At 29.1% G+C, this 18,313-nt stretch carries 17 protein-coding genes; 11 read left to right on the top strand and 6 right to left on the bottom strand.

The features are described from left to right. Positions 1-4 precede the first annotated feature (4 nt). Genes ABY298_RS00845 through ABY298_RS00835 form a run of 3 tightly spaced genes read left to right on the top strand, consistent with a single transcriptional unit; the run spans position 5 to position 2,147 of the window. Positions 5-982, top strand: coding sequence for a permease (locus ABY298_RS00845; protein ID WP_372744086.1), 978 nt, complete (start codon positions 5-7; stop codon positions 980-982). Positions 983-1,001: 19 nt separating this feature from the next. Further along, positions 1,002-1,439: a nitrophenyl compound nitroreductase subunit ArsF family protein gene (locus ABY298_RS00840; RefSeq protein WP_372744085.1), complete on the top strand. Its 438-nt coding sequence runs from the start codon at positions 1,002-1,004 to the stop codon at positions 1,437-1,439. Further along, on the top strand, positions 1,440-2,147 hold the full coding sequence (locus ABY298_RS00835; protein ID WP_372744084.1) for an aromatic aminobenezylarsenical efflux permease ArsG family transporter: 708 nt from the start codon (positions 1,440-1,442) through the stop codon (positions 2,145-2,147). A gap of 199 nt (positions 2,148-2,346) precedes the next feature. Here ABY298_RS00835 and ABY298_RS00830 read toward each other — a convergent pair whose 3' ends face one another. Continuing rightward, entirely contained in the window at positions 2,347-3,591 is a 1,245-nt protein-coding gene (locus tag ABY298_RS00830) for a pyridoxal-dependent decarboxylase (RefSeq protein ID WP_372744083.1), read from the bottom strand. Between the two features lie 171 nt (positions 3,592-3,762). On the opposite strand from ABY298_RS00830, the gene uvrC reads away from it, so the two are divergent. Both uvrC and ABY298_RS00820 read left to right on the top strand, forming a co-directional pair. Further along, positions 3,763-5,550 (top strand): excinuclease ABC subunit UvrC, encoded by a 1,788-nt coding sequence (gene uvrC, locus ABY298_RS00825; protein WP_372744082.1) that lies wholly within the window; start codon positions 3,763-3,765, stop codon positions 5,548-5,550. A 1-nt stretch (position 5,551) separates the two neighbouring features. Further along, positions 5,552-7,768, top strand: a complete 2,217-nt coding sequence (locus ABY298_RS00820; protein WP_372744081.1) for a patatin-like phospholipase family protein — start codon at positions 5,552-5,554, stop codon at positions 7,766-7,768. 47 nt (positions 7,769-7,815) lie between these two features. Here ABY298_RS00820 and ABY298_RS00815 read toward each other — a convergent pair whose 3' ends face one another. Then, positions 7,816-9,369 (bottom strand): Rne/Rng family ribonuclease, encoded by a 1,554-nt coding sequence (locus tag ABY298_RS00815; RefSeq protein ID WP_372744080.1) that lies wholly within the window; start codon positions 9,367-9,369, stop codon positions 7,816-7,818. 276 nt (positions 9,370-9,645) lie between these two features. Then, positions 9,646-9,990, bottom strand: a complete 345-nt coding sequence (locus tag ABY298_RS00810; RefSeq protein ID WP_372744079.1) for an HU family DNA-binding protein — start codon at positions 9,988-9,990, stop codon at positions 9,646-9,648. Between the two features lie 78 nt (positions 9,991-10,068). Between ABY298_RS00810 and mutY the strand changes: the two genes are divergently transcribed. Genes mutY through ABY298_RS00785 form a run of 5 tightly spaced genes read left to right on the top strand, consistent with a single transcriptional unit; the run spans position 10,069 to position 14,547 of the window. Next, a complete protein-coding gene (gene mutY / locus ABY298_RS00805; RefSeq protein WP_372744078.1) occupies positions 10,069-11,109 on the top strand; it encodes an A/G-specific adenine glycosylase in 1,041 nt (346 codons plus the stop codon). A gap of 42 nt (positions 11,110-11,151) precedes the next feature. Continuing rightward, positions 11,152-11,601: a single-stranded DNA-binding protein gene (locus tag ABY298_RS00800; RefSeq protein WP_372744077.1), complete on the top strand. Its 450-nt coding sequence runs from the start codon at positions 11,152-11,154 to the stop codon at positions 11,599-11,601. Positions 11,602-11,624: 23 nt separating this feature from the next. Further along, on the top strand, positions 11,625-12,938 hold the full coding sequence (gene gldE / locus ABY298_RS00795; RefSeq protein WP_372744076.1) for a gliding motility-associated protein GldE: 1,314 nt from the start codon (positions 11,625-11,627) through the stop codon (positions 12,936-12,938). Between the two features lie 2 nt (positions 12,939-12,940). Next, entirely contained in the window at positions 12,941-13,492 is a 552-nt protein-coding gene (gldD, locus tag ABY298_RS00790; protein ID WP_372744075.1) for a gliding motility lipoprotein GldD, read from the top strand. Between the two features lie 47 nt (positions 13,493-13,539). Further along, a complete protein-coding gene (locus tag ABY298_RS00785) occupies positions 13,540-14,547 on the top strand; it encodes a COX15/CtaA family protein (RefSeq protein ID WP_372744074.1) in 1,008 nt (335 codons plus the stop codon). A gap of 56 nt (positions 14,548-14,603) precedes the next feature. Here the strand turns inward: ABY298_RS00785 and ABY298_RS00780 are convergent, their stop codons facing one another. Together ABY298_RS00780 and ABY298_RS00775 are read right to left on the bottom strand one after the other, a co-directional pair. Further along, positions 14,604-14,798 (bottom strand): hypothetical protein, encoded by a 195-nt coding sequence (locus tag ABY298_RS00780; RefSeq protein ID WP_372744073.1) that lies wholly within the window; start codon positions 14,796-14,798, stop codon positions 14,604-14,606. 68 nt (positions 14,799-14,866) lie between these two features. Then, the gene (locus ABY298_RS00775) at positions 14,867-15,238 is read right to left on the bottom strand and encodes a cation transporter (RefSeq protein ID WP_372744072.1); all 372 of its coding nucleotides are present in this window, start codon (positions 15,236-15,238) and stop codon (positions 14,867-14,869) included. An 81-nt stretch (positions 15,239-15,319) separates the two neighbouring features. Between ABY298_RS00775 and ABY298_RS00770 the strand changes: the two genes are divergently transcribed. Next, on the top strand, positions 15,320-16,192 hold the full coding sequence (locus ABY298_RS00770; protein WP_372744071.1) for a DMT family transporter: 873 nt from the start codon (positions 15,320-15,322) through the stop codon (positions 16,190-16,192). Positions 16,193-16,245: 53 nt separating this feature from the next. Here ABY298_RS00770 and ABY298_RS00765 read toward each other — a convergent pair whose 3' ends face one another. Then, positions 16,246-18,312: a M16 family metallopeptidase gene (locus ABY298_RS00765; RefSeq protein WP_372744070.1), complete on the bottom strand. Its 2,067-nt coding sequence runs from the start codon at positions 18,310-18,312 to the stop codon at positions 16,246-16,248. Between the last annotated feature and the right edge of the window lies 1 nt (position 18,313).

The raw sequence follows: 18,313 nt of genomic DNA, 5'->3' as shown, positions 1-18,313 counted from the left end.
AATTATGTTCGATTGGATACAAGATTTAGCAGATTGGTTAGTTTTTGATGTTCTTAAATTAGAAGCTGGAAAACACTTAACAGAAGCTTTAAATTTCTTTATATATGATTCTATAAAGATTTTATTGCTAGTGTTAGTAATTATTTTCTTTATGGGAATAGTAAATAGTTATTTTCCTGTTGAAAAAGTTAGAAACTTTTTATCTCGTAAAAAACTATATGGGTTTGAATATTTAATGGCATCTTTATTTGGAACCGTTACACCCTTTTGTTCGTGCTCATCAGTTCCGTTATTTATAGGTTTTGTTAAAGGAGGAATTCCTTTAGGAGTAACATTTTCATTTTTAATAACATCACCATTAGTTAACGAAGTTGCTATTGGATTGTTTATTGGCTTATTTGGCTTAAAAACAACTATAATATATGTAGTTAGTGGTGTTTTATTAGGAACTATTTCAGGAATTATTCTTCAAAAATTAAAGCTTGAAAAGTATTTATCACCGTGGGTACAACAAGTATTAGAAAACAGTCAAAAAGAAACAGAGCTATTTGAAGTTGCACATACTTCATTTAAAGATAGAATTCCTTCTATTTGGAACGAAACAAAAACTATTTTAAAAGGTATTGTTCCGTATGTATTGGTTGGTATTGCTATTGGTGGTTTAATGCACGGTTATATTCCAGAAGGATTTTTTGAGAAATATATGGCTAAAGATAATTGGTTTGCAGTTCCAATTGCAACTATTTTAGCTGTACCAATGTATTCTAACGCATCAGGAATACTTCCTGTGGCACAGGTTTTAGTGTCAAAAGGAATTCCTTTAGGTACTGCAATTGCATTTATGATGGGAGTTGTAGGTCTTTCTCTACCAGAAGCAATGCTTTTAAAAAAAGTAATGACCTTAAAACTGATTGCTATCTTTTTTAGTGTTGTTACCCTTTGTATCATTATTTCCGGGTATTTATTTAATATACTATTATAAACCATAAATCAATAAAAATATGAAAATCATTAAATTTATTACAGTTTTAACTTTTGGGTTAATGTTAACAGCCTGCAACGGACAAAGTAAAGATAAAGCGCAATCTTTAACAAAATCAGCGGCTAAAATAGAGGTTATAGACTTCCATTCTACCCATAGATGTATGACTTGTAATGCTATTGAAGCTAACACAAAGTATACATTAAACACTTATTTTGCTAAGGAATTAAAAGGAAATAAAATTACATTTCAGTCTATTAATGTTGATGAGAAAGAGAATGAAAAAATTGCAGAAAAATTTGAAGCATCTGGCACATCATTGTTTTTAAATGTGATAAAAAATGGAAAAGAAACACAAATAAATTTAACCGATTTTGCTTTTATGAATGGCAATAACAAAGACACCTTTTCTAAAGAATTAAAAGCAAAAATTGAATCAGAATTAAAAACACTTTAAATGGAGTTTTTACAATCGCTGTTAGAGAATTACAATATTCCAATTTTATCAGCATTTATACTCGGACTAATGACAGCCATTAGTCCGTGTCCTTTGGCAACTAACATTACAGCAACTGCTTTTATTTCTAAAAATATTTCAAGTAAACGCAAAGTGTTTTTAAGTGGTTTATTATATTCTTTAGGAAGAGGTTTTAGTTATACTGCCATTGGTTTAATTTTATATTTTGGTGCAAGTAAGTTTCATATAGCTAGATTTTTTAATCAGAATGGAGAAAAGTACTTGGGACCTTTATTAATAATTATTGGATTAATAATGTTAAATGTTATTAAGTTCAACTTTTTTGGAAAGTTTAATTTTCAAGAAAAACTATCTGAAAAATTTAAAGATAAAGGTTTGCTGGGTTCTTTTTTAATAGGAGTGGTTTTTGCAATGGCATTTTGTCCGTATAGTGGGGCATTATTTTTTGGAATGTTAATTCCTATAACAATCTCAAGTGTTGATGGTTTGTACTTACCAATTGTATTTGCTTTTGGTACAGGGTTACCAGTAATTCTTTTTACCTATTTATTAGCTTTTGCAGCTGGTAATATTAGTTTCTTTTACACTAAAATTGTAAAAATTGAAAAGGTTATTCGTTTAATTACTGGAATTATTTTTGTAATTGTAGGTATTTATTACGTCTCAATTTTTTTAGGATTATTGTAAGACCAAGTTTAAATAAAAGTATTATTTTAGAACAAATTTTAGAATAGAAAGAGATGGATAGAAAATCTGTTTACACTGCCATTATAGTATTTTTTGTGACTTTTATAGTATTTAGCGCTATATTTTCTAATTGGGAATATTTGAAAACATTATTGTTTTAAAATTAAAAATGCCCGTTATAACGAGCATTTTTAATATTTTAAGATATCACTTTTTGATACGCTTTAAGTTCTTCAACAAATTTTAGAAGATCATCTATTTCTACGTGATCCATCATAATTACTTTGTACCATTTATTTTCACCTTCGTGTGTTTGAGGAACCACACCAAATTTTTTGGCTGTATGTTCCGGAACGTAGTCAGATTTTAGCGTTACAATATTCATAAATGGATTTCGGTAAAACTCAATTCTTAGATCGTTTAATTGATTGCAAAACCATTCTGTACGTAATAAAAGTGTATTAATTTTTTCAAACCAACCATAATAACCATAGCTAAATAAAATCATCCAAACTGCAATGGCATTTGCGCCAGAACGGCTACCTACAATGGTTAAATCCATTCCGTCTACATATTGTGCTTCTTTAGTTAGTACGTTTTCAATTAAATTTTTTCTACATAAAAAAACACCCGTTCCGTAAGGAGCTTGTAGCATTTTATGTGCATCAATGGTAATGGATGATACGTTTGGGTTTTCAAAATTAATAGTCGATTTTCTGTTGGAAATTGGGTAAATAAATCCTCCAAAAGCACCATCAACATGAATTTTAAATGCTACTTGGTGTTTTGTTAAAACATCGGCATACATATCCGGATTATCAACAGAACCAAACATAGTTGTAGCCATATTAGAAATTACCAAAAAATATTTTTTACCATTGGCTTTTAAATTTGAAATAATAGTATCTAATTCTTCAATAATAATTTCACGAGAATTAAAATCAACAGGAATACTTACCGTATCAACACTTAATAAATTGGAACCTTTATGTACGGAATAATGCGTATCTTCAGAAGAAATGATAACCATTTCGTTTAAAGTAGCATTAAAATTCTTTTTATAATAATTTCTATAAATCCAAAGCGCTTGAATATTAGCTTCAGTTCCTCCTGTTGCAATATAGCCATCATACTCGTTTTCTTTAGCATTAAAAATATCAACTGCTAACACTTGAATAACTTCTTTTTCTAACTCTTGAGAACCTTTAAATGCGGGTTCAGATTTTCCCAACGTATGGCAACCAATATTGTTTGGGTTGGCAATAAAAGATTTTAGTAAAGGAGAATTATTTAAAAAAGTACCACTGGTATTAAAAACATTTTCATCTAATTTTGATACCGGATACCCTAAATGTTTACTGTTTTGAAAATCTATGGTAGATGCTAATGCATCATCAATTCTAGCAATTAATTTTTCTTTTGAATATTTTTTCCAGTATTTCATACGTTAATAATTGAATTATATTTAAAAAAAGATATAAAAATAGCTTTAAATTAAAGTTTTCGCAAAAGTAATCATTTTTTATTAGTAAAAACGCTTTTAATCGTTTGGTAGCTAGTAAGATATTATTCAATAAAAAATGAGTAATTTTAGCGTTTAAATAGCAAAAATACTTTGGACTTAGAAATTCAGATAAAAACATTACCAAATCAGCCTGGCGTTTATCAATATTATGATAAAAACGACAAGATTTTATATGTTGGAAAAGCTAAAAATTTAAAAAAAAGAGTTGCCTCTTATTTTAATAAAACTCAGGAAAATGGTAAAACTAGAGTTTTAGTTAAAAAAATTGTTACCATAAAACATATTGTTGTTGATACGGAAACAGATGCGTTGTTGTTGGAGAATAATTTAATTAAAAAATACCAACCACGTTACAATGTACTTTTAAAAGATGATAAAACATATCCTTGGATTTGTATTAAAAAAGAACGATTTCCACGTGTTTTTTTAACTAGAAATGTTATTAAAGATGGCTCTGAATATTACGGCCCTTATACTTCTGTTAGAACTGCAAAAGCATTGTTAGATTTAATTAAAGAGTTGTACCAATTGCGCTCTTGTATGTTTGATTTAAGCGAAAAAAATGTTGAAAATGGAAAGTATAAAGTTTGTTTAGATTTTCATATTGGAAACTGCAAAGGTGCTTGTGAAGGATTGCAAAACGAGGATGATTATATAAATGATATTGTTGCAATTAGAAATATTATAAAAGGAAATTTTAAAGATTCGATAAAATCTTTTGAAGAGTTAATGATGCATTTTGCTTCGGAAATGGAGTTTGAAGAAGCGCAAAAAATAAAAGAGAAAATAGATTTATTAGCTAATTATCAAGCAAAATCAACTGTTGTAAATCCATCTATTACCAATGTAGATGTGTTTTCCATTATCTCTGATGAAAGTTATGGCTATGTTAACTTTTTTAAAATTTCAAATGGATCAATTATTCAGTCGCACACATCAGAAATTAAAAAGAAACTAGATGAATCTGATAAAGATTTGTTAGAGTTGGCAATTATTGAAATTCGACAACGTTTTAATTCAACATCAACCGAAATTTATGTGCCATTTAACGTGGAAGTTGGAGATAATATTAAAGTAACAGTCCCTAAATTGGGAGATAAAAAAAGAATTGTAGATTTAAGTTTGCGAAATGCAAAATATTATCGCCAGGAACAATTTAAACAAATAAAAATTGTAGATCCGGATAGACACGTAAACCGAATTATGGCGCAAATGCAAAAAGATTTAAGATTACGTGAAGAACCTCGTCATATAGAATGTTTTGATAATTCCAACATTCAAGGAACAAACCCAGTTGCGGCTTGTGTGGTTTTTAAAGATGGAAAACCTAGTAAAAATGATTATAGGCATTTTAATATAAAAACTGTTGAAGGCCCCGATGATTTTGCTTCAATGGAAGAGGTGGTTTTTAGACGTTATAAACGTTTGCAAGATGAAGAAGAACCACTACCGCAATTAATAGTAATAGATGGTGGTAAAGGGCAGCTTTCATCTGCTTTAAAAAGTTTAGACATTCTTGGTTTAAGAAATAAAATTGCCATTATTGGTATAGCCAAACGTTTAGAAGAGATCTATTATCCTGATGATCCTATTCCATTATATTTAGATAAAAAATCTGAAAGCTTAAAAATTATTCAACAATTACGTAATGAGGCGCATAGATTTGGTATAACACATCACAGAAATAAAAGAAGTAAAGGAGCCATAACTAATGAATTAGAACAAATTTCTGGTATTGGAAAACAAACAGTTGTATCTTTATTAAAACATTTTAAATCGCCAAAACGTGTATCAATAGCCAAGTTTGAAGATTTAGAAAAGGTGGTTGGAAAAAGCAAAGCAACTATTTTAATTGAATATTATAAAAATAAAGTATAAAGTGAAAAATATAATAGTAATAAGCATATTATTTTCATTTTTTCTAGGGTTTTCACAAGAAATTCCTGAACAAAAGGATGTAAAAGTTGGGTTGGTTTTAAGTGGTGGAGGAGCCAAAGGGTTTGCTCATGTTGCTGTTTTAAAAGTATTAGAAGAAGCTGGTGTTAGAGTAGATTATATTGGAGGAACAAGTATGGGAGCTATTGTTGGAGCATTGTATGCTTCTGGGTATACGGCAAATCAACTAGATTCTATATTAAAATCCGTTAATTATAATAAAATTTTAACTGATGAATTACCACGTAGCGCTAAACCGTTTTACGAAAAGGAAATTGGTGAAAAATATGCACTTACATTACCTATAAGTAATAAAAAAGTTGAAATACCAATTGCAATTTCCGAAGGTCAGAATGTATTAAACTTATTAACTCAATTATTACAACATGTAGATCATATTACAGATTTTAATAAATTACCAATTCCTTTTATTTGTATGGCAACAAATTTGGAAACAGGTAAACCAGTAGTGTTAAATAAAGGATTTTTACCTGAAGCCATTATAGCTAGTGGTTCTTTTCCAACATTGTTAGCTCCTGTAGAAATAGATGGAATGTTGCTAACTGATGGAGGTGTTGTAAATAATTTTCCCGTTGAAGAAGTTATAGCTATGGGTGCCGATGTAATTATTGGAGTGGACATTCAAAGTGGATTAGACGCCAAAAAAGATTTAAATTCGGCAGTAAAAATTTTAAATCAAATTGTTGGTTTTCAAATGTACAATACGTTGGAGTCTAAACATGAAATGGTAGATATATTAATAAAACCAAATATGAACAGCTTTAATGTAATTTCCTTCGATAAGGTTGCTGAAATAATGGCAGAAGGAGATAAATCTGCTAGAGAAAAAAAAGAAGATTTCTTAAAAATTGCTAGTTGCCAGGTAAAAGAAAAAAAATTACCTATAAATACAAGTCAAATTAAAAATATACATATTGAAAGAATTGGAATTAAGGGAAATGAAAACTATACACGTGCCTATATTTTAGGAAAACTTAATTTAAAAACTTTAGATACCATAAATTATACCGATTTAATAGACGGTATTAATAATTTGTCAGCAACAGGAAACTTTGAAAACATCCAATATAAATTAATAAAAAATGGACATGGAAGTTTAGTTAATTTTAAAGTTAAAGAAAATAAAATTGCAAATTTTCTTCAATTAGGTGTGCATTACGACGATTTATATAAAACAGGAATACTGTTAAATATTACTAATAAACATTTATTAAATAAGAACGATGTAGTTTCAACTGATATTATTTTAGGAGATAATTTAAGGTATAATTTTAATTACTTTATAGATAATGGTTTTTATACCAGTTTTGGATTTAGATCTCGCTTCAACGGCTTTAATGCCAACGTTAAATTTGATGATGAAAATATAAATAAAATAAATTTGGTGTACGAAGATTTTACAAATCAGGCATATATACAAACAGTTTTTAATAGAAAAATTGCCATTGGAGCTGGAATTGAGCACAAAAAAGTAAAAGCTTATACAGAAACAATTACATCATTAGAAGCTAACGCAGAAGCATCTGATGAAACTAGATTGTATTTTGATAAATCAAATTATTTTAATTTAATATCATACTTAAAGTTAGATTCTTATGATAAGAGTTATTTTCAGAAAAAAGGATTTTATTTAGATGTGGATTTTAGATGGTTTTTAGCATCTTCAGATTACAGTAATAATTTTCATCAATTTTCACAATTAAAAGGACAAATTGGTGTGGCTCATACTTTTTATAACAAATTAACACTTCATTTTAAATCGTATGCAGGAATAACTTTTGGTGATAATGTGAACAGAGCTCTTGACTATAATTTGGGTGGTTATGGAGAAAATTTTATAAATAATTTAATACCTTTAAGTGGTTACGATTTGTTGTCTTTAAGCGAAAATGCTTTTTTAAAATCTGTCTTAACTGCCAGATATGAGTTTTTACCAAAAAATTATTTTTCTATAACCGCTAATTATGCAAGAGTAGAGAATGATTTGTTTAATGGAGGAAAGATTTTTGAAAATACCAAGTCGGGTTATATGGTAGGTTATGGCCTTGATACGTTTTTAGGTCCAATTGAAATTAATTATTCTTGGTCTCCAGATCATAATGAAAGATTCTGGTATTTTAATGTAGGGTATTGGTTTTAAAAAAAAAGCCCTGCTTTCGCAGGACTTTATAGATATTGTGAATTACCTTATTCAATAATTTCACCGTCTTTATTGGTAAAATTATAGGTTAAATATTGGTAAGCATCTCTTGGTAAAATTTTAATCCACTTTTTGTATTTGGTAAGCCATTTATGTTGAATTGATGGAAAACCTTTTGTTAAGTAGGCAGCTATAAAAGGATGTACGTTTAGTGATATCTTTTTATGCTTATTTGCGCTAATAAGTTTTTCTAAACCATCTTTAATGTGGTCAAGAATAACAATTGGCGCTTCTACTTCATCAGAACCACCACTAGGGTCAGATTCCTGTGTTTTAATTACAAGTTCAGGTCGAACTCGTTGTCTAGTAATTTGTACCAAGCCAAATTTGCTTGGTGGTAATATTTTATGTTTGGTTCTGTCAAAATCCATTTCAGCTTTTAAGTGATCATATAATTTTTGTCTATGTTCAGCTGTATGCATATCAATAAAATCAACAACTATAATACCTCCCATATCCCTTAATTGTAATTGACGTGCAATTTCTGATGCTGCAATTAAATTAACTTCTAGTGCAGTATCTGCTTGGGAAGTTGCTTTGTTAGAACGGTTTCCACTATTTACATCAATAACGTGTAAAGCTTCGGTATGTTCAATAACTAAATAGGCTCCTTTACTCATAGAAACAGTTCGCCCAAAAGATGTTTTTATTTGGCGTTCAATTCCATATTTTTCGAATATAGGAAGTTGTGATTTGTACAAACTTACAATAGACTCCTTATCTGGAGCAATTTCTTGTAAGTATTCTTTAATTTCTAAGAACAGAACTTCATCATTAGTTACAATGCTTGTAAAAGAATCATTAAACAAATCTCTTAAAATAGAGGAGGCTCTGTTTAATTCACTTAAAACTTTGGTAGGTGTATCTTGTGTTTTTAAAGTTTTAAACTTTTTACACATTACTACCCAGCGCTCTAAAGAGTTTTGCAAATCTTTATCAAGTTCTGCAACTTTTTTATTTTCAGCTACTGTTCTAACAATAACTCCAAAGCCTTTCGGTTTAATACTTTTTATCAGTCTTTTTAATCGCTCTTTTTCTAGTGGATCCATAATTTTTTGCGATACGGATACTCTGTCTGAAAAAGGGACTAAAACTAAATATCTACCAGCAATTGAGATTTCTGAACTCAATCGTGGACCTTTTGTAGATATAGGTTCTTTAACAATTTGAACTAATGTGTTTTGACCTGATTTTAATACATCAACTATACTTCCATTTTTATCAATGTCTTTTTCTAGTTGAAAATTTTTTAAAGTGTAATCTTTAATTTTACCTGTGCTAACACCTTTTATAAATTTATTTAAAGACTTTAACTGAGCTCCTAAATCTTGATAATGTAAAAAACCATCTTTCTCATAACCAACATTTACAAATGATGCGTTTAAGCCAGATAGTACTTTTCCAATTTTAGCTAAAAAAACGTCACCAACAGAAAATTTATTATCATTGGTTTCGTTATTAAGTGCAGTTAATTTGCCGTCTTTTAATAAGGCAAAATCAATATCAGAGGAATTTGATCTAATAATTAATTCTGTTTTCACTCTGAATTGTTTTTATGCGCAACTATAAATAGCTGAGCGATTTATATTATGTTACTACAGGGTATTTTACCCAACAATATTTGCAACAGTGTTACAAATATTTATTTCAATGAACGTAAACTTTAAAGAAAAAGTAAGCTAAGCTTACTTTTTCTTTTTATGTCTATTTGCTCTTGCTCTCTTCTTACGTTTGTGCGTAGAGATTTTTGATCTCTTTCTTTTTTTACCACTTGGCATAATTAAAATGTTATTTTTTGTTAATAATTAAGTTTTTGCTTATGCAACAGTTACTTTGTTTTTTACACCTTCTACAAAAACTTTTGCAGGCTTAAACGATGGAATGTTGTGAGCAGGAATTTTGATAGTTGTGTTTTTAGAAATGTTTCTTCCAGTTTTTTCAGCTCTAGTTTTAATTATAAAACTTCCAAATCCTCTTAAGTAAACATTGTCTCCTTTTTCTAAGGAGTTTTTTACCTCTTCCATGAACGCTTCAACAGCTGCTAAAACATCTGCTTTTTCTATTCCAGATTTATCTGAAATATTTGATACGATTTCCGCTTTCGTCATTTTTATACTTGTTATATAGTTTATTATAAATTTAAGACGGCAAATATAGGACATATAAATCAAAATCAAAAAGTTAATTCATTAAAATTTAATTGATTAAATCATGTATTATTGTGTTTTATATAAAAAGCAATGGAATTTTCTAACATATTAGTACAGTGGTATTTACAAAACAAAAGAGATTTGCCTTGGAGAGAAACTATCAATCCATATAATATTTGGTTGTCCGAAATAATTTTACAACAAACAAGAGTTGACCAAGGAATGGCCTATTATTTAAAATTTGTAGCACATTTTCCAACAGTTTTTGAGTTGGCAAATGCATCTGAAGAACAGGTTTTAAAATTATGGCAAGGTTTAGGTTATTATTCACGTGCTAGAAACTTACATTATTCTGCAAAATATATAGTTAATAAGTTACAAGGTAAATTTCCTTCGTCGTATATTGAGTTATTGAAATTAAAAGGAGTTGGAGATTATACGGCTTCAGCAATTGCTTCTATTTGTTACAATGAATCTACGGCAGTTGTTGATGGAAATGTTTATAGAGTTTTAGCGCGTTATTTTGGAATTGCTACACCTATTAATAGTACTAACGGAATTAAAGAGTTTAAATTACTGGCTGAAACGTTGTTAAACCCAGCTATTTCTGGAACGCATAACCAAGCTGTAATGGAGTTTGGAGCAAGAATGTGTAAGCCTCAAAATCCTGATTGTGAAAATTGTCCGTTAAACATTAGTTGCGTGTCTTTAGAAAAAAAAATAATTAAAAATCTTCCAGTAAAGGAGAAAAAACTAAAAATTAAAAATCGTTTTTTTAACTATTTAGTAGTTCAAACATGTGATAATAAAACAATTATTGAAAAAAGACATGAGGGAATTTGGTTAAACTTATACCAATTTCCTTTAATTGAAACTAAACATGAAATAGATGAAAAACAATTAGTGCATACGGATAAATTTGAAGCGTTGTTTGCTAACCTAAACACATCTGTTCAATTGTTTAATATGGAGCAAGTGGTTCATAAATTATCACATCAACATATTTTTGCAAATTTTTGGATTGTGAAAACATCAAAATCCGATAAATTTAACATAAACTGGAGTGAAATTAGACGTTTTCCTGTGCCAATTTTAATAGATAATTTTTTAAATGAATATAAAAGCAACTAAATTTTTTAGTACTTTTGTAATTCACTGAAAATCTACTTATAAATGGCTGGAACTGTAAATAAAGTAATACTTATTGGTCACCTTGGTGATGAGGTTAAAATGCACTATTTTGAAGGTGGAAACTCAATTGGTCGTTTTCCAATTGCAACTAATGAAACATACACAAATAAGCAAACTGGAGAAAAAGTTACCACAACTGAATGGCATAATTTAGTAGTTAGAAATAAATTAGCTGAAATTTGTGAAAAATACTTAAGCAAAGGAGATAAAGTATATATTGAAGGAAGAATAAAATCTCGTCAATGGGAAGGTGAAGACGGTGTAAAGAGATATTCAACAGAAATTCATGTTGTAGACATGACTTTTTTAACCACTAAAAACGATCCAAACGCACCACAACAACAAGAAGGTACAAAAATAAGTTCATCACCAGAAAAACAAGCACCTTTAGCATCAAATATTGAAGAAGAGGATGATGATTTACCTTTCTAAGTTTAATTTAATTTTACTGTAATTTGGATCCTGATCTCACGTTTTTAATCCTATTTCAAAACTCAAACATTTGGTTAACACTAAGTGTTATATCATTATTTTTATTGTTAATATTATCAGCACTTATTTCTGGCGCCGAAGTTGCTTTCTTTTCATTATCAAAAGCTAAATTAAACGAAGCTGCCGATTCTAATGTTAGCAGCCAAAAAATGGTAGTTCAATTATTAGAAAACCCTAAAAAATTATTAGCAACCGTATTAATATCAAATAATTTTATCAATATTTTAATTGTTTTAATATTTGCATATATAGGTGAAAATATTTTTAGTAGAATTACTTCAGATATTTTTAAATTTTTAATTGAAGTTGTTTTAGTTACTTTTTTAATTTTATTATTCGGAGAAGTTTTACCAAAAATTTACGCAACGCGTAATCCGCTAAAATTTGCCGTTTTTATGGCAATTCCTTTAAAAATACTTAGTACATTGTTGTCTTTGGTAAGTTTGCCAATGTTAAGTTTAACAAATATTATAGAGCATAAATTACGCAAAAAACAATCTAATTTATCAGTAGAAAAATTATCTCAAGCATTAGAAATTACTTCAAATGATGCTACAACAAAAGACGAACAAAAAATATTGCAAGGCATTGTTAGTTTTGGAAATACAGAAACTAGTCAAATAATGACTCCAAGAATGGATATTTTTGCCTTGGCAAGTGATGAAGAATACGAAGATGTTATTGCTAAAATTGTTGAAAAAGGATACTCTAGAAACATTGTTTATGGAGATAATATAGATGATATTATTGGAGTTTTATACGCAAAGGATTTATTGCCTTATTTAAATAAAAAACAATTTAACTGGCAAAAGTTAATAAGAGAACCCTATTTTGTACCTGAAAATAAAAAATTAGATGATTTACTAAAAGAGTTTCAGGAAATGAAAAACCATTTAGCAGTGGTTGTTGATGAATATGGTGGAACAAGTGGAATTATTACTTTAGAAGATGTAATTGAAGAAATAGTAGGCGATATAAATGATGAGTTTGATGATGATGATTTGTCTTACACTAAAATAAACGATAACACATTTTTGTTTGAAGGAAAAACTAATTTAAAAGACTTTTACAAGATTATTGGATCAGAAGATGCTGAATTATTTGAGGAAGAAAAAGGAGAATCTGAAACTGTAGCTGGGTTTATATTAGAAATTCACGGAAAATTCCCAAGAAAAAATCAGATTATAAAATTCAATAATTATACGTTTAAAATTGAATTAATGGATAAAAGAAGAATAAAGCAAGTGAAGGTAACCATTAATAGAGGAAATCAATAAGTATGAAAAAAAGTTTGATATTACTGCTATTACTTCTGGTTTTTCACTCTTGTGGAACTGAAACATTGCCTAAACCAAAATCGTATTTAACATTACAATATCCAAACTCAACGTATGTTAAACAAAATTTTAATTGTCCCTATTCTTTTGAGGTTTCTTCCCAAGCTATTGTTGAGCCAAAAGATAATTGTTGGTTAAAAATAGAATACCCACATTTAAAGGCAACCGTGCATATAACATACAGAAGTGTTGATAATAATTTAAATCAAATACTTTCAGAAGTAGAGAAATTAACTTTTGAACACACTGTAAAAGCAGACGTTATTAACGCAATACCTTATGAAAATCTTGAAAAAAGAGTTTTTGGGAAGTTATATTCAATTCAAGGTGATGTAGCTACAAATATTCAGTTTAGGGTAACAGATAGCGTTAAAAATGTTTTAGCGGGCGCGTTATACTTTTATACCAAACCCAATTACGATTCTATTGTTCCGGCAATAAAATATATTGAAAAGGATATTATCCATTTAGTTGAAACCATAGAGTGGAAGTAATGAAATATAAAAACTATAAATATTCCAGAGTTATAAGATTTTGGTTAATGATTGGTCTAATTATGTTAGTTGGCCAAGTAATATTAGGAGGTATTACAAGATTAACAGGTTCTGGTTTATCAATTACCAAATGGGATGTTATTACAGGAGTTGTTCCGCCATTAAATGAGGAAGATTGGATTCAAGAATTTGAATTGTATAAACAAACACCTCAATTTCATAAAATTAATTCAACATTTAATTTACAAGAATTTAAATTTATTTATTTCTGGGAATATTTTCATCGTTTATGGGTGAGAGCTTTAGGATTTATATTTTTAATTCCTTTTTTAATTTTTGTAGTTACAAAAAGAATAGATAATTATTTAATGAAACGATTGGGGTTAGTGGTTTTATTAACCATACTTACAGCTTCTGCAGGTTGGATTATGGTGAAAAGTGGATTAGAAGATAGACCTTGGGTAAATGCCTATAAATTAACAGTGCATTTTGTATTGGCTGTACTAGTTATTGCCGCCATGGTTAGAACTGTTGCAGATGTTTATGTTTATAAAAGCTTAAAAAAAGTAAAATCTAAAAGAATTGTTCTTTGGATGTTACAATTAGTATTTATTCAATTAATTGTTGCTGGGGTAATTTCAGGAATGAAAGCTGGATTGTATTTTCCTAGTTGGCCAGATATGAATGGTGAATTGGTGCCAAGCGTACTTTTAAATTTAAACAATTGGACTTGGGAAAATATGATAAATTATGATAGCTATTTATTTGCGCCGGCTTTGGTTCAATTTACACATAGAACTTTGGCGTATATTATTTTAGTTGGAATATTATTTATGTTCTTTAAATTACAGAACCATATAGAAAGGTCTTCAAAAAAATGGTTGAATTTAACAGTTATACTAGTAGTGGTGCAGGTTGCTTTAGGAATTTTAACAGTACTAAATGTTAAAGGACAAATACCGCTGTTTTATGGAGTAAGCCACCAATTAGTTGGCTTGTTGTTTTTTATGAGTTTATTGTTTCTGCATTATTCATTAAGAAACAAAAGGGTATAAAAAAAGAGCTTCAAAATTGAAGCTCTTCTTTGTTTTGTTTTGTTTTGTCTCAGTAATTATTGAGCAGGAGTTTCAACAACTTCTTCTACAGCAGCAGCAGTACTGTCAACAGCAACTTCTACTTCTTCTACAACTGGAGCAACTTCTTCAACTACTACTTCTTCTACAGCTTCCTCTTTTGGAGCTTCTTTACAAGAAAACGCAAATACAGATACTACTGCAACTGCGATTAAAAATTTAATTTGTTTCATTTTCGATTGATTTTTATTACGGTGCAAATTAACGACAAAATATTTGATATGCACAAATATTTTTTAAATTATTTTAAAATTTTGTTAATTTTTTTTGATTTTACAACAGAATAAAGGTTTCCACCAGCTATTCCGTCTATTTTTTCTTTTACTTTTTCTTCGCTAATTAGGTTAGTATCAATGGTAAATACACCTTTTTTAGTCTCAAAATCAACTTTTGAGTAGGAAACGCCTTTTACCTTAGATAATTTAGACTCAATTGTTCTTGCACAGCCAATTTCACAAGTCATTCCTTCAATATCCATTTCGTAGGATTGTAAAGCAGCAACCTGATTGTTTTCGGTTTGGATTTCGCTTGTTTTGTTTTGTTCAGTTTTTTTTTCATTTGAACACCCAATTATAGATGCTACTAATAAACAAAGGATTATTAATTTTTTCATAATACATATTTAAAACACAAATTTATAAACTAACGCAATCAATTTAGAATAATTATACGATTTTTGTTTTTTTATTTTTTAATGGAACAACAAAATCAAAAATGGCTTTATTTATTTATACTTTCACTAGTTTGGGGAAGCTCGTTTATATTAATGAAAAAAGCATTGATAAGTTTGTCTCCAATACAAGTTGGCGCATTGCGAATTGTAATTACGGCTGTATTTCTTATTTTAATTGGTTTTAAAAGGGTTTTTAAAATAAAAAGAAGACAATGGTATTACTTGTTTTTAAATGGCACTATTGGAAGCTTTATTCCTGTTTTCTTATTTGCTTTTGCCGTAAAACATATAGATAGCTCTATAGCTTCTATTTTAAATTCATTAACTCCGTTAAATACGCTAATTTTTGGAGCGTTACTCTTTGGGTTCAGTTTTAGAAAAGGGCAGTTGTTTGGTGTGCTAATTGGGTTGGTAGGAACAATTATTCTTATTTTAAAAGGTGCAGCAATAAATCCGAACCAAGAATACGAATATTCAGGATTGGTTTTAATAGCTACTATTTGCTATGCTTTTAATTTAAATATTATAAAAAAGCATTTAAATGATTTGGATGCGTTTAGTATTGCAGTAGGAAATTTTGTAATTTTAATTATCCCAGCGTTAATAGTTTTATATATAACTGGAATTTTTTCGTCTTATGAGTTAAATGATACTGGAAAAATGTCATTACTATATATCACAATTTTATCGGTATTTGGAACTGGATTGGCTAAAATATTGTACAATCATTTAATTAAAATATCTACCCCTGTATATTCTTCTTCTGTAACCTATTTAATTCCTATTGTTGCTATATTATGGGGTGTTTTAGATGGTGAAAAAATATCTTTTGTTCAAATATTGGCAGGGTTTATAATAGTGTTTGGCGTATATTTAGTAAATAAATCTAAATAAAAAAAAACGACTCAATTTCTTGAGCCGTTCTTCGGTATTTAAACAAAAAAATATTATTGAAAATCGGCATCAGAAACACCTTCGTTTACTTTTGCATCAATTAATTTAAATTCTACTGTTTGTGGTCCTAAACTTCCACTTTTAATTGCTGGAAATTTAACGCCATTAAACTCTTTATAATCAGAAAAAGTAGCTTCTTGGCTTTGGGTTTGTCCTCCCATTGAAACTGTTTGTGCTTCTTTAACTTTTAATCCAGTTGCAACATCAAAATAAATAGCAGTAGAAACAATTTCTCCTTTGGTTGAAATTACATAAGCATCTTTTCCGTCTACAGGTTCTATTCCTGTTAAAATAGAATTTTCATTAGTTAACAATCCCATTTCTAAAAAAGTACCTAATGTACTTGTCATTTCACTTGCCATTGGTGCTGGTAATGGTTGTTTGTTCATAGTAACACCATCTTTGGTCATAACAACTTTAGCTAAAACATTTCCGCCCATACTAGTTGAATTTGAATAATGAGTTGCAGTTCTTTTTTCAGTTGATAAAATAGTGCTTCCCATTGCCGATGCTTCATAGGTTACAAAGGTGCTTTTTAAGTTTTTTATTTTATCTGCACCTCCAATTGCGTTAAAGTAATTGTCAATTACAGAAGTTTTAGTTACTCCTGCAGGAAGTGGTTTTGTCATTTCTGGTTTAGAAGTTGCATTGGCTTCTTTATCAAAATAATTGATTTTGTATGGTAATTTTTCTAAGTTAGGTAACACATCTAGGGCTTTACCAACAATTACAATTCTTGCATTGTCTGCGCTAAAATATTTTTGAGCCACACGTTGCACATCATCAACAGTAACAGCATTTATTTTTTGTAAATACGTTTCGTAAAAATCTGCAGGTAAGTTTTTAGTTGCAATGTTTAAAGCATAAGAAGCAGCAGTTGAAGTTCTTTCTAAAGCCATAACAAAGTTTCCAATATAGGCAGCTTTTGCATTTTTAAGTTCTTCTTCAGATACTTTTGTGTCTCTAAAAGTTTTAATTTCTTTTATAAATTCAACTACAGAACTATCCGTAACCATATTTCTAACAGTTGCTGATGATTTAAAGGTAGAAGAAGTTCTTTCGTCATTTCCTATACTTGAATAAGCGCCGTATGTATATCCTTTGTCTTCACGTAGGTTTAAGAAAAGACGACCTTCTCCACCACCACCAAAAATTTTGTTGGCTAATAATAATGGAAAATAATCTGGATTGCTCATTTTTAAATCAACAGCATTTATAACAGCAATGCTAGATTGAACAGCATTTGGCATATTTATAAAATTAATTTCAGTTGTAGCAACATTTTTAACTTCAGGAATTGCTTTTACCGGAATAGTTCCTTTTCCCCATTTGCTAAAATGGGCAGTAACTAATTTTTTAACATCTTTAAAATTAACATCACCAATTATTACTAAGTAGCCATTTGTTGGTTTAAAATAAGTAGTATAGAAATTTTTAACATCATCAATAGTTACATTTTTTGCGGTTGTTTCTGTTGCAAATTCTCCATAAGCGTGGTTTTTGCCGTAAACTAATGCGTTTTCAACTCTATCAGCAATTTCACCAACACTATTTTCTCCAGATTTTATTCCTTCAATTAATTGTGCTTGTTGTTTTTCAAATTCTTCTTGAGTAAATAAAGGATTTATAACCGCTTCTGCAGTTAATTCTAATATTCTTGGAAAATATTTAGATAATGTGTTAAAGTTTGCACTTTGACTACCAATATTTAATGAAGCTCCTAAAAAGTCTATTTCTTCTACAAAAGCATCTTTAGCAATTTTTGTAGTTCCGTTACCCATCATTCCGCCAACAATACTTGTTAATCCTGCCTTATCACCTTCAAAAATAGGTCCGTTATCTAAAATTAAACTTGCAGTAACTTTTGGTAATTTATGATTTTCTACAACCAATACTTTTAAACCATTTTTAAGTTCAAAAGTTTGTGGTTTTCCTAAATTAATTTTAGGTGCTGGCCCAGCAACTGGTTGTTTAGTTCTATCTATTTGTGCGTTCACTCCTAAAGAAAGAAGAAACAATGCAATTAGTGTTGTTATTTTTGTTCTCATTTGTTTTTTCATC

Source organism: Lutibacter sp., assembly GCF_041596795.1.
Classification (GTDB): domain Bacteria; phylum Bacteroidota; class Bacteroidia; order Flavobacteriales; family Flavobacteriaceae; genus Lutibacter.
Note: the sequence above shows the minus strand (reverse complement) of the source record. Positions and strands in the feature narration are given on the sequence as shown.

Excerpts from the sequence above, each read along its gene's own strand:
- ABY298_RS00845 (WP_372744086.1), top strand. The coding sequence starts at position 5 with ATGTTCGATTGGATACAAGATTTAGCAGATTGGTTAGTTTTTGATGTT.
- ABY298_RS00770 (WP_372744071.1), top strand. The coding sequence starts at position 15,320 with ATGGAACAACAAAATCAAAAATGGCTTTATTTATTTATACTTTCACTA.
- ABY298_RS00780 (WP_372744073.1), bottom strand. The coding sequence starts at position 14,798 with ATGAAACAAATTAAATTTTTAATCGCAGTTGCAGTAGTATCTGTATTT.
- ABY298_RS00775 (WP_372744072.1), bottom strand. The coding sequence starts at position 15,238 with ATGAAAAAATTAATAATCCTTTGTTTATTAGTAGCATCTATAATTGGG.
- ABY298_RS00800 (WP_372744077.1), top strand. The coding sequence starts at position 11,152 with ATGGCTGGAACTGTAAATAAAGTAATACTTATTGGTCACCTTGGTGAT.
- gldD (WP_372744075.1), top strand. The coding sequence starts at position 12,941 with ATGAAAAAAAGTTTGATATTACTGCTATTACTTCTGGTTTTTCACTCT.
- mutY (WP_372744078.1), top strand. The coding sequence starts at position 10,069 with ATGGAATTTTCTAACATATTAGTACAGTGGTATTTACAAAACAAAAGA.
- ABY298_RS00765 (WP_372744070.1), bottom strand. The coding sequence starts at position 18,312 with ATGAAAAAACAAATGAGAACAAAAATAACAACACTAATTGCATTGTTT.
- ABY298_RS00810 (WP_372744079.1), bottom strand. The coding sequence starts at position 9,990 with ATGTCCTATATTTGCCGTCTTAAATTTATAATAAACTATATAACAAGT.
- ABY298_RS00835 (WP_372744084.1), top strand. The coding sequence starts at position 1,440 with ATGGAGTTTTTACAATCGCTGTTAGAGAATTACAATATTCCAATTTTA.
- ABY298_RS00785 (WP_372744074.1), top strand. The coding sequence starts at position 13,540 with ATGATTGGTCTAATTATGTTAGTTGGCCAAGTAATATTAGGAGGTATT.
- ABY298_RS00840 (WP_372744085.1), top strand. The coding sequence starts at position 1,002 with ATGAAAATCATTAAATTTATTACAGTTTTAACTTTTGGGTTAATGTTA.
- ABY298_RS00830 (WP_372744083.1), bottom strand. The coding sequence starts at position 3,591 with ATGAAATACTGGAAAAAATATTCAAAAGAAAAATTAATTGCTAGAATT.